8 protein-coding genes are annotated in these 11,905 nt (G+C 69.3%); 1 reads left to right on the top strand and 7 read right to left on the bottom strand.

All coding sequences use genetic code 11. The features are described 5' to 3' along the window. Positions 1 to 283 precede the first annotated feature (283 nt). Positions 284 to 2,524 carry a hypothetical protein gene (locus LC066_RS05980; RefSeq protein ID WP_224897198.1) on the top strand — a complete coding sequence of 747 codons (2,241 nt, stop codon included), beginning with the start codon at positions 284 to 286 and terminating at the stop codon, positions 2,522 to 2,524. Positions 2,525 to 2,672: 148 nt separating this feature from the next. Here LC066_RS05980 and recN read toward each other — a convergent pair whose 3' ends face one another. The 7 genes from recN to LC066_RS05945 form a co-directional block, all read right to left on the bottom strand. Beyond that, positions 2,673 to 4,325, bottom strand: a complete 1,653-nt coding sequence (gene recN, locus LC066_RS05975; RefSeq protein ID WP_224897196.1) for a DNA repair protein RecN — start codon at positions 4,323 to 4,325, stop codon at positions 2,673 to 2,675. 90 nt (positions 4,326 to 4,415) lie between these two features. Then, the gene (locus tag LC066_RS05970) at positions 4,416 to 5,264 is read right to left on the bottom strand and encodes an outer membrane protein assembly factor BamD (RefSeq protein ID WP_224897194.1); all 849 of its coding nucleotides are present in this window, start codon (positions 5,262 to 5,264) and stop codon (positions 4,416 to 4,418) included. 243 nt (positions 5,265 to 5,507) lie between these two features. Then, positions 5,508 to 6,428 carry a UDP-3-O-acyl-N-acetylglucosamine deacetylase gene (lpxC, locus tag LC066_RS05965; RefSeq protein ID WP_224897191.1) on the bottom strand — a complete coding sequence of 307 codons (921 nt, stop codon included), beginning with the start codon at positions 6,426 to 6,428 and terminating at the stop codon, positions 5,508 to 5,510. A gap of 248 nt (positions 6,429 to 6,676) precedes the next feature. Further along, positions 6,677 to 8,530, bottom strand: a complete 1,854-nt coding sequence (gene ftsZ / locus LC066_RS05960; RefSeq protein ID WP_224897189.1) for a cell division protein FtsZ — start codon at positions 8,528 to 8,530, stop codon at positions 6,677 to 6,679. A 167-nt stretch (positions 8,531 to 8,697) separates the two neighbouring features. Next, positions 8,698 to 10,035, bottom strand: a complete 1,338-nt coding sequence (gene ftsA / locus LC066_RS05955) for a cell division protein FtsA (RefSeq protein ID WP_198431915.1) — start codon at positions 10,033 to 10,035, stop codon at positions 8,698 to 8,700. A 60-nt stretch (positions 10,036 to 10,095) separates the two neighbouring features. Next, complete coding sequence (locus tag LC066_RS05950) at positions 10,096 to 10,992, bottom strand: cell division protein FtsQ/DivIB (RefSeq protein ID WP_224897187.1); 897 nt, start codon at positions 10,990 to 10,992, stop codon at positions 10,096 to 10,098. Beyond that, positions 10,980 to 11,900, bottom strand: a complete 921-nt coding sequence (locus LC066_RS05945; RefSeq protein ID WP_224897185.1) for a D-alanine--D-alanine ligase — start codon at positions 11,898 to 11,900, stop codon at positions 10,980 to 10,982. The genes LC066_RS05950 and LC066_RS05945 overlap by 13 nt, the downstream gene beginning before the upstream one ends. Positions 11,901 to 11,905: the final 5 nt, after the last annotated feature.

Here is an 11,905-nt window from a genome sequence, read left to right as displayed (position 1 = left end):
CCTTCTAGGACAAAGGCCTGAAACGTAAAAGGGGCGGCGGGGCTTGGTGTGCCCCATGCGGGTCGCCCGGCCCACGGTTAACGGGGAATGGCCGCGCATACGACCTTGGGCCAGCTTGATCGTGGGCTGCGCCTCCGGTCTGATGGCCGACACGCAGCGCGGCCGTGGGAAGCCGGGAACCGCTGCGCCATCGCGTCGACCGTCGGGACAACGGTCGGGGCACGGGGCGGGATCCGGCTGGCGTCGGCCCACCCCGGGGGGCATCTTGGGGAGACGAAGAGAGATGGAGAACTGTCCCGCGCCCGGCACGGCGCAGGAAGAGACCGGAGACGGCACCGCCGCCGACCCGGCCCCGTCCGACGGTGCAATCCCACTGCGGGACCGCGTGATCGGGCAGCTTTACGATATCGCCCTGGACCCGCGCCGGCTGGAGGACTTCCTGACCGATTGGGAACAGCTGACGCGCCCCCTGCGCACGGCGCCGCCCCGGGACGCTGCGACGGCTGTCCCGCCGGAGGAGGTCGCCCCCCGTCGTCCCGATGCGGTGCAGCTGACCGCCAGCTTCCTCCCGCATTTCCGCCGCGTGCGCGCTCTGCTCGGCCAAAGCCCGGCGGCGCCTGCCCTGCCGGCCGAAGAGATGCTGCTGCGCCAGCTGCCACGCCGCGCGGGGTTCACCGTCGGGCCCGATCTCTCGCTCCGGGCGGTCAATGCGCCGGCGACCGCCCTGCTGGGGGTTCAGACGGGCGATACCCTGTCACAGCTGCCGCTGGAGCCCTCCCACCTGGCCCCGCTCGAAGACCGGTTGCGGCAGTTGCTTGCCCCCGCGCACGACACGCCGGAGGCACAGGACAGCGAAAGCCGGGGGGCAGGGCCCAGGGCGGCAGCCTCCGACGCTGCCGCCGACACCGGGGAGATCCTGCGTCTGCGCCTCGCCCCGAGCGGCCGGTTGGTGATCGCGCAGCTGGCCCTGCATAGGCCGCCTGACCAACCGCCCTTCGCGCTGGTCGTCACGACCTTGCTGCACTGGCCACGTGGCCTGGGTACGCTGCTGCGCCGGGCCTTCGGCCTGACCCGGGCCGAGACCGAAATCCTCCGCGCCCTGTCGGAGGCCCGCCCCCTGCGCGAAATCGCCCACGCGCGGGGCCGCTCGGTCGAGACGGTCCGGGCACAGATCAAGGCGCTGCTGGCGAAGACGGAAACTCGCAGCCAGGCGGAACTGCTGCGGCTGGTCCTGTCATTTGACCCGCTGCCGGCGGTCGACGCCGCCCCGCCCCCGACCTCGGCCCCGGACCACTGGGTCGCGCCGACGCCAGCGGAGCCTTCCGCGGCCCATGCGCTGGCCGTTCAGGCGCGCCGCGTCGCTGCGGCGACGGCGTCCGCCGGGCAGCTGGCAAGCGTCCCGCGCGCCCTCGCCGCGCCGGTGGCCAGCGCCGCCCAGGCAGGCGCCACCTGCCAGGCGGACCCGCTGGCGCGGACGGAGGCCCCGCACGCTCCGACCGGGCGATCCGGGCAAGATCGTCCCCGCAGCGGCGGAATGGTGCAGTTCAGTCATGGCGGCGGCCTGCTGGCCCCGCGTCCCTTCGCCCGCCTGTGCCTGCCGGATCGCCGGCGGCTGAGCTATCTCGATCTCGGCGCGCCCGAGGGGCGCCCGGTGCTTTGGCTGCATGGCGCGCAGGGCGTCTGTCGCCTGCCCGCCCGGCACGAAGCCGCCGCAGCACGTGCCGGCCTGCGGCTGCTGGTCCCCCTGCGCGCGGGCTTTGGCGGCTCCGATCCCCTGCCCGCAGGGGCGGATCGGCTGGAGACGCATTGTGCCGACCTGCGCGCGCTGCTGGACCAGCTAAAGATCACGCGCCTGCCGCTGCTGTCCCTGTCCGACGACATGGGCCTGGCCTGTGCCCTGGCGCGGCGGGATCCGGGGCGGATCTCTGCGCTGATCGCCGTCTCGCCACCGCCGCCGGCCCTGACCCCTGCCGCACTGGACGAGATGGGCCGCTGGCACCGGATGCTGCTGGGCGCCGCCCACGATCTGCCGGAGCTGTTTCCCCACCTCCTCACCCTGTCTGCCGCGATGGCCCGGCGCCTCGGGTCCGCGGGTTTCCACAGCAAGCTCTTTGCCGGCTCGCAGGCTGACCGGGCGACCGTGCAGGACCTGGATTTCCAGTGCCAGCACGCCTCGAGCCGGGAGATCCTTCTGGATCCGTCGGGCGCCCTGATGCCCGCGGTTCAGGAGGAGGTCATCGCCCAGGTCCGGCACGACTACCGCGCCGATTTGCAGGCGCTGGCCGGGCAGATGCCGGTGCATATGCTCTTCGGCCGCCAAAACCTGCGCACCGGGCCCGCCCAGCAGGCGGCGCTGGAGGCAGAGTTCCCCTGGGTCGCGATGCAGCGGTTTGACGAGGCAGGAGAGCTTCTGCACCTGCAACAAATGCCGGCGCTGCTGGCCGTGGCGGCGTCCCATGCCCGGTCCCCCCCCCGACGGCTGACGCCCCCCTTTTCAGGGGGCCTTCCCCCAGTTGGGGTATGACCTTCTGGGACGAAGCTGCAACTCTGAGCGGGGTGACGAGTATGCTGTGGTGTCGGTATTCCCCCGTGTCGCGTGCCCCGCGCGCGGCACGGACCTTCCCGCGGCTCTGCGCCCGGAGGCATGACCCCAGCCCGGGCAAAGGCGCGGATCAGTCGGTGGCGATCAGCTTCCGCGCCGCCGCCCGGGCCTCTTCGGTCACCGCATCGCCGGAAATCATCCTCGCCAGCTCATCCACCCGCGCTTCGGGCGTCAGCGACAGGACGGTCGACAGGGTCGCGTCACCCTCCACCCGTTTGGCCACCTGCCAGTGATGCGAGGCCCGCGCCGCGACCTGCGGCGAATGGGTGACGACCAGGACCTGACCGCCCTCGGCCAGCCGCGCCAGGCGGCGGCCAACCGCATCGGCGGTGGCGCCGCCGACGCCGCGGTCGATCTCGTCAAAGATCATGGTGATCTGCGTGTCGTCGCCTGCCAGGCAGACCTTCAGCGCCAGCAGAAAGCGCGACAGCTCCCCGCCCGAGGCGATCTTGGCCAGCGGGCCGGAGGGAGCACCGGGGTTGGTCGCCACGGTGAAGGACACCTCGTCGCGGCCATCGGGACCGGGCTCGGCGGCTTCGATCTGCGTGACGAAACGCGCGCGCTCCATCTTCAGCGGAGCCAGCTCCGCCTCGACGGCGGCATCCAGGCGGGCCGCGGCCTCGGTCCGGGCGGTGGTCAGCCTCTCCGCCAGGGCGGCATAGGTTTCATCAGCCTGGCGCAGCGCGGTTTCCAACGAGGCGATCTCACCCGCGCCGTTGTCGATGGCATCGAGACGGCTGCGCAGATCCTCGGCCAGGGTGGCCAGCTCATCGGGGGCGACGTCATGCTTGCGCGCCAGGGCCCGGATGGCAAAGAGCCGTTCCTCGGTCGTCTCCAGCTCCAGCGGATCGAAATCCAGCGCCTCCAGGCAGCGCACGACACCATCGGCGGCCTCGTCCAGCTCCGCCAGGGCGCGGGTCAGCGCGGCCAGCGGTTCATCCAGCCGGCCCTCGACCCCGTCAGCAGCGCCTTCCAGCCAGCGCAGCGCATCGTTCATCGGCCCCTCGGCGCCGTCATTGCCCAGGGCCTGATGGGCCCGGGCCACGTCGGCCCGCAACTTCTCGGCGCTCTGCATCAGGCGGCGGCGGGCGTCCAGATCGGCCTCCTCGCCCTGCTCGGGGGACAGCTGGTCCAGTTCGGCCACGGCATGGCGCAGGAACTCTTCCTCGGCGGCGGCAGCGGCCAGGGCTGCGCGGGCCGCATCCAGCTTCTTCTGGGCAGAGGACCGGGAGCGCCAGGCCTCCCGCAGCTCGGCGCGCAGCGGTGCGGTGCCGGCAAATTCGTCGAGGATCGCGCGGTGACCTCTCGGGTTGAGCAACCCGCGGTCATCGTGCTGGCCATGCAGCTCCACCAGGGTTTCGGAGAGGGCACGCAGGACCTGACCCGACGCGCGGCGGTCGTTGATCCAGGCGGTCTTGCGACCATCACGGGTGTTGATGCGGCGCAGGACCAGTTCCTCGCCCGCCGGCAGCCCCGCCTCTTCCAGAACCGCCTGGGCCGGGTGATCCTCCGGCAGCTCGAACCAGGCGGTCACCTCCCCCTGCTCGGCACCGCCGCGCACCAGATCGGCACGCCCGCGCCAGCCCAGCACGAAGCCAAGCGAATCGAGCAGGATGGATTTGCCCGCCCCGGTTTCACCGGTCAGCACGTTCAGACCCGGCTGGAAGTCGAGCTCCAGCCGGTCGATGATCAGCATGTCGCGAATGTCGAGGCCACGCAGCATCGCGGGGACCTCAGCGCGGCGCGGCGGCGCCCCCGCGGCGATCTGCGCCGAAGGGGGCCGGGCAATAGCGGACAGGCGCCGGGCTCTGCATCAGATCCAGTCGCCCTTCACCGTCTGGCGGTAGATCCGCACCAGCCAGTTGTCACCGCGCGATTTCGCCTCCAGCCCCTGCTTGGTCAGCAGGTCGTAGGCATCCTCGTACCATTCGGTCGAGCGGAAGTTGTAGCCCAGGATCGCGCCGGCCGTCTGCGCCTCGTCGGTGAGGCCCAGCGACAGGTAGGATTCGACCAGGCGATAGAGCGCCTCGGGCGTGTGCGAGGTGGTCTCGAACTCTTCCACCACGACGCGGAAACGGTTGATCGCGGCGGCGAAATGGTCGCGCTTCAGGTAGTAGCGCCCGACCTCCATCTCCTTGGCGGCGAGGTGGTCGAAAGCCAGCTCGAATTTCAGGATGGCCGACTTGGCGTATTCGCTGTCGGGATAGCGTTCGATGACCTGGCGCAGGGCTTGGAGGGCCTGGAAGGTCAGGCCCTGGTCGCGGCCCACTTCGTCGATCTGGTCGTAGTAGCTCAGCGCCAGCAGGTACTGCGCATAGGGCGCATCTTCGGATTGCGGGTAGAAGTCGACGTAGCGCTGCGCCGCAGCGCGGCTTTCGTCGTAGTTGCGGGCCGAATGCTGGGCAAAGGCCTGCATGATGAGCGCCCGCTGCGCCCATTCGGAATAGGGATAGAGACGCTCGATCTCGGAGAAGTACTCGGCCCCATCCTCGTAGGCGCCTTCCTCGACCTCGTATTCGCCACGTTCGAAGATCTGCTCGGCCGTGTAGGATTCCATCGGGACCCTGCGGTCCTGGACCCCGGGGCCAGACCCGCAGGATGCCAGAAGACCCATCAGCAGAACGCCTCCTGCCAGCTTTGTTCGGAAACCGCCGCCGCTCATGCCTGCAAACCCCTTCAGCGTCATCTTCGATGGGCCCCTCGCACGGGGGCCGCAGATCGGTCCTAGCACAGAAAATTCCGGTGCAAAACGCCTTTACGCCCGGCAAGCGGGCAAAGCCCGATGACGCGCCGCAAATGTGCGACGTCCTCCCGAAACGGAAGGACGTCAGCCGGCCATGACGGACCGGAAGGACAGGAAATCAAGGGACTGCGGCACGGTGACACCGGCGCTCGGCTGGCCGGATCAGGCCACCGCCGGGATCTCGGCGGGGCTGACGCCGACGCCGGGCAGCCGCGCGGCCACCTCGGGCGTGCAGGAGCGGATGCGGTAGTTGCGCCGATCGGCAAAGAGCGCCCGCAGCAGGGTATTGGTCAGCGCGTGCCCTGCCCGGATGCCTTCGTAGCGGCCCAGGATCGGGGCGCCGGCCAGGGCCAGGTCGCCCAGGGCGTCCAGCATCTTGTGGCGCACAGGTTCATCCGTGTGGCGCAGGCCGGAGGGCGACAGGATCGCCTCGCCGTCCACGACCACCGCATTGTCCAGCGTCCCGCCGAGGGCCAGGCCGTTGGCCTGCATCGTCTCGACGTCGGACTGGCGGCAGAAGGTGCGGCTGTCGGACAGCTCGCGCACGAAGGCGCCGTTCTTCACCACCAGCTCCCGGTTCTGTACGCCGATGGCGGCATCGGGGAAATCGATGTGGAAGGAAATCTCCAGCTGATCGGCGGGCAGCAGGCGGGCGATCGCCGGGCTATTCTGCACCTCGACCGGGCGCAGCACCTCGATGGCACGCAGGGGCGCGGATTGCGTCAGCAGGCCACGCCACAGGATGCCGCGAACGAAGGGGGCGGCGGAGCCGTCCAGGATCGGCACCTCGGGCCCGTCGATCTCGACCAGGGCATTGGAGATGCCGCAGCCCGCCAGCGCCGCCATGACGTGTTCCACCGTGGAGACGGTGGCGCCGGTGGCATTGATCAGCCGCGTGCAGAGCGCCGTGCGCTCCACAGCGTTCCAGCGGGCGGGGATCATCCCCTCTTCCTCGGACATGTCGGAGCGACGGAACCAGATCCCGTAGCCGGCTTTCGCCGGGCGAATGGTCAGCGTGGCGGGCGCGCCCGAGTGCAGGCCCTGACCGCTGAAGCTGACCGGTGCTTTGATCGTCTGTTGCACGTTGCTCACCCCAAATATCCGATACGACCTGTCCCGGCCGTTAACTGCTGATTAGGTAAGGGCTGGGGATAAAAGCCTCAACTCACTCTTTGCAACGGTTTGAAACATCGCCTGCAACATTTCGCGGGCCAGCCGAAACGCGCGGCCAATCCCTTGATAGAAAAGAAAAAAGCCGCCCGAAGGCGGCTTTTCAGTCTGTCACATCGCGGCACGGCGGAGAGGCGGAGCCCCGCCAGCCGCCAGCGTGATCAGTTGGCCTGACGGCGCAGGAAGGCGGGAATCTCGATCCGTTCCTGGTCGGGATCAGCCTCTTGCTCCGGCGCACGGCGCGGCGCCGGCGCGGCCTTGGGTTCGACCCGGGGCTGCGCCTGAACGGCGGGCTGGCTGCGCTGCTGCGGCGCCTGGCTGCCACCGCTTTCACCATGGCCGGTCATGCGGTTGATCAGCGAGTTGATGCGCGAGCGAGAGCGTTCACCGCCAGCCGGTTCACCGAACTCGGCCCGCTTCTGCTGCGGCACTTCGCGCGGGGCCTGCTGCTGCGGCACGGCGCGGGGCGCGGGCTGCTGCGGTTGGGCCTGCGGCTGCTGCTGCACGGGACGGGCGCCTTCGGCGCGCGGCGCCTTGGACACAGCCGCCTGCAGGCGGGCCATCGTCTCGGGCGAGGGCTGACCGGCGCGACGCGGCTGTGGCGCGACGTATTGTTCCCGCTGGGCCTGGTGGTCGTCGACGGCATGGGCCATCGGCGCGGCCTCGGGACGGCGCGGCTGATAGGCGGGCGGCGGCAGGTCGTCCTGCGACTGCGGCGCGTAACCGGTGCGCTGTGCGGGGCGGGCCTCGTAGGCCTCGGGCTGCTGCGGCTCGTAACCACGGTGGCCATCGTCGACGGGGCGGTAGTCCATCTCGTCGTCCTGGGCGCCCTGCCCTTCCAGGTCATCGAAGAGACCCGGCGCATTGTCGTAGTCGTCCTCGACATGCTGGGCTGCCGGCTGCTGGTAGCCCTGCTGCGGCTCGGGCTGGCGCGCCATGGGGGCGGGCTGCGGCTCGGGCTCGGCGGCGGGTTCTTCCATCTGCACGGCCTGCTTCAGCGGCTCGGCCATGCGACGACGGGGCACCGGGATATCCTGGTGCACGTCGGTGGCATCGATGCCGGTTGCGACGACGGAGACGCGCATCGCACCTTCCATCGACTCGTCCAGGGTCGAACCGACGATGATGTTGGCGTCCGGGTCCACTTCCTCGCGGATGCGGTTCGCGGCTTCGTCCAGCTCGAACAGGGTCAGATCGTGACCGCCGGTGATGTTGATCAGCACGCCACGCGCGCCTTTCAGGCTGATCTCGTCCAGCAGCGGGTTGGCGATCGCCTTCTCCGCGGCCTGCAGGGCACGGGTTTCGCCATCGGCCTCGCCGGTGCCCATCATCGCCTTGCCCATCTCGTCCATCACGGCGCGGACGTCGGCGAAGTCGAGGTTGATCAGGCCCGGACGAACCATCAGGTCGGTCACGCCCTTGACGCCCTGGTAGAGCACGTCATCGGCCAGCGAGAAGGCCTCGGTGAAGGTCGTCTTCTCGTTCGCCAGGCGGAACAGGTTCTGGTTCGGGATGATGATCAGCGTGTCCACGACCTTCTGAAGGGCTTCGACGCCCTCTTCGGCCTGGCGCATCCGCTTCACGCCCTCGAACTGGAAGGGCTTGGTGACGACGCCCACGGTCAGCACGCCGAGTTCCCGCGCGGCCTGCGCGATGATCGGGGCTGCGCCCGTGCCGGTGCCGCCGCCCATCCCGGCCGTGATGAAGCACATGTGCGCGCCGGCAAGGTAGTCAACGATCTGTTCGATGCTTTCTTCGGCAGCGGCCGCACCAACGGTGGGCTTTGCGCCGGCGCCGAGACCCTCGGTGACCTTCACGCCCAGCTGGACGCGGGCCTGAGCCTGGCTTTGCTGAAGGGCCTGGGCGTCGGTGTTCGCGACGACGAAGTCGACACCTTCCAGCTCCTTCTCGATCATGTTGTTGACGGCATTACCGCCGGCCCCGCCCACACCGAAAACGGTGATACGCGGCTTCAACTCTTCTCCCATGCCGGGAACGCTGAGGTTCAGTGTCATAGAATTTTCCGCCTGCTTGGCCCCTTTGCGGGGTTTTTTCTGCCTATCACGTAAAACATTAACGCTTTCCCGGCGGCTCGTCACCCCAAAATCAGCGAAAAACACCAAATCTGGCGCGCGAAACCCGCGCGTTCGCGGCATTTCGCCGAAAGCACTTTATGTTGCGGTTACCAGTTCTCGCGGAACCAGCGCACGGCGCGCTTCAGCGAGCGGGCCGGGTAGCGGTCGAGCGGCAGATCGAAGTCCCACCATTCGTCCTGCGGATGCGCCGCGAAGAGGCACATGCCGACGGCGGAGGCAAAGCCCGGCCCCGTCGCCGCCTGCGGCAGGCCATGCACCCGCAGCGGCCGGCCCAGGCGTACCTGCTGGCCGAGGATCTTGGACGCCAGACCATCGAGACCGGGGATCTGGCTGGCCCCGCCGGTTAGCACGATCTGCTGGTTGGGCAGGCTGTCGAAGCCCGCCGCGTCGAGACAATGGCGCACCTCCTCCAGGATCTCCTCGACCCGGGGGCGCATGATGCCGATCAGTTCGGCCCGGGTGCAGGTGCGGCGGTCGTGTTCGTAATCGCCGGTCTCGCCGCCGATCTCGATCCGCTCGCGGTCATCCATCCCGGTGGCGTGGACCCCGCCGTAGAAGGTCTTCAGCCGCTCGGCGTTCGCCGTCGGGATCTGCAGCGCCATGGAGATGTCGCCGGTGACGTGTTCCCCGCCCATGCGCACCGCATCGGCGTAGATCATGTGTTTCTTCATGAAGACCGACAGCGAGGTCGTGCCGCCGCCCATGTCGATGCAGGCCGCACCCAGTTCCTGCTCATCCTCCACCAGCGAGGAGATGCCGGTGACATAGGCCGAGGAGGCGATCCCCGCCAGTTCCAGGTCGCAGCGTTTGACGCAATGGGCCAGGTTCTGCACCGCCGTGGCGTCGACCGTCAGCATGTGCATGTCGGTGGCCAGGGTGTTGCCGGTCTGGCCGCGCGGGTCCGACAGGCCGGAGCGGAAATCGAGGGCGAAGTTGACAGGCTGGGCGTGCAGCACCTCGCGGCCCTCGCCGTAGTCCGGCAGGTCGCAGGCGGCCAGAACGCGGCTGACGTCCTGTTCGGTCACCTGATCGCCCTCGACCTCGACCTCACCGGCCAGGCCATAGCTGCGCGGACCGGCGCCGGCGAAACAGGCGATCACGTGGTCGACCCGGACCTTGGCCATCTTCTGCGCCGCCTGCAGGGCGGTGCGGATGGCGCGCTCGGTTTCCGGCATGGCGTCGATCTCGCCGAAGCGGACCCCGCGCGAGCGGGTGGTGGCGGCGCCGATCACCCGGAACCCCGCCTGCCCCGCCAGGCTGCCCACGCCATCCATCGGCAGGGCGCCCCGGCCGTTGCCGTCGAAGCGCAGGATCAGGCAGGCGATCTTGGACGTGCCGACGTCCAGCACCGCCACGACACCGCGCTGCATCGCCGCCTTGCGCATGTTCCGCATGGCCCGCTGGGATTGATAGAGCTCCGTCATCATCTGTCGCCTGTGCCTCTTCCTGTCGGTCTTGCTTGCCGAATTATGTGCTCGTCGTCGTCAATTGCCGGCCTTCGCCGTCTGCAGCATGTCCTGGATGCGGCGCCATTCGGTCACCGCCCCCTCGCTCATACGCAGGGTGGGCCGGCTGGCCAGCCGCATGTCCACCGCCACCAGATCCCGCGCCAGCAGTTCCTGCGCCTCGTCCAGCGCCAGCACCCGTTCCAGGGCCTGCACCGGCTTCTTTTCAGGCAGCATGATCCGCTGATCGCGATCCAGAACCACGTCCCAGCGGCGTTCGCCGATCCGTTCCAGCCCGCGCAGCCTGTCGCGGATGGGCTGGGCGGCGGCGATGATCGCCAGCGCCTCGGGAATGGCCGCGGGATCCCCCGCCCCTGCCAGCAGGGGCAGATCGGGCCGGTCCAGCCGCTTGTGCACGGCGCCGGTCACCACGCCCTCGGGGTCCACCAGGTCGAGCCCGGCGCGCCCGCGCCAGATCGCCACCGGCAGCCGTTCCGTGATCCGCACCCGAAGCTCTCCGCCGTCGCGCAGCTGCAGGGCCGCCTCGGCCACCGACGGCAGGCTTTCGATCGAGGTCTTCAGCCCGGGCAGGTCGATGTCGAAGGACGAGCGCGGCAGGTCCAGCTCGGCCACCTCGCGGATGTCCTCCTCGGTCACCGGCGAGGCGCCCGTGACTTCCATCACCTGCACCATGAACTGCGGCATGGTCTCGAACCGGTGCTTCCAGTCGTAGAGGGTGGAGACGACCGCATCGCGGCGCATCTCGTCGGCCATGTAGAAATGCACGGCGCCGAAACAGATCGCCGCGGGCAGCACGATGCGCAGCCCCAGGCGGTAGCCCGGCGTCAGCATGAACCGTTGCAGGCGGTAGGCCCAGCGGGAGGGCGCGGGGTCGTGGCGCGCGGCCTTGCGGCGGGACCGGATCAGCGCTCGCATGAGGCATCCTCCACCAGCCAGCGGCAGAGCGCACCGAAAGACAGGCCGCAGGCCGCGGCATGTTCGGGCGACAGCGAGGTGGGCGTCATGCCGGGCTGGGTGTTGGTTTCCAGAAGCACAAGGCCCGCGAGGCCCTTGGCGTCATCCCAGCGGAAATCGGTGCGCGACAGCCCGCGGCAGCCAAGTGCCGCATGAGCCCGCATTGCGAAATCGCGGCAGGCTTCGGCGATGTCGTCGGGAATCTCGGCGGGGCAGACGTGGCGCGACCCACCGGGGGCATATTTCGCCTCGTAGTCGTACCAACCGTCGGTCAGGATCTCGGTCACGCCCAGGGCGTTGTCGCCCAGGACCGACACGGTCAGCTCGCGCCCGGGGGCATAGGCCTCCACCATCAGCGTGTCGGGCATGTCATCGGCCACGGCGGGCGGCGTGTTGGCGCCCTCCGGCACGATGTAGACCCCGACGGAGGAGCCTTCGTTGTAGGGTTTCACCACGTAGGGCGGGTCCATGACATGGGCGGCGCGGATCGCAGCCTTGTCGGCCAGCACGCTGTCGACCACCGGCAGGCCGGCGGCGCGGTAGACGTCCTTGGTCTTTTCCTTGTCCATCGCTAGCGCCGAGGCCAGCACGCCCGAATGGGTGTAGGGCAGACGCAGCCATTCCAGCACGCCCTGCACGCAACCATCCTCGCCCCAACGACCATGAAGGGCGTTGAAGACGGCATCGGGGGCGATCTCGATCAGACGTGCGGCAAGGTCGGGCCCCGCATCCACGCAGACCACCTCAAACCCTTCATCCCGCAAAGCGGCAGCGCATTCACGCCCCGACGACAGAGACACCTCGCGTTCTGCGGAGGGGCCGCCCATCAGGAGTGCCACTTTCGGGTTTGCCCTGCTCGACGAACCCATTTGCC

This window comes from Pseudooceanicola marinus (assembly GCF_020177265.1).
Taxonomy (GTDB): domain Bacteria; phylum Pseudomonadota; class Alphaproteobacteria; order Rhodobacterales; family Rhodobacteraceae; genus Pseudooceanicola; species Pseudooceanicola marinus_A.
The sequence above is the reverse complement of the archived record's forward strand: the minus strand, read 5'-3'. Positions and strand labels throughout refer to the sequence as shown.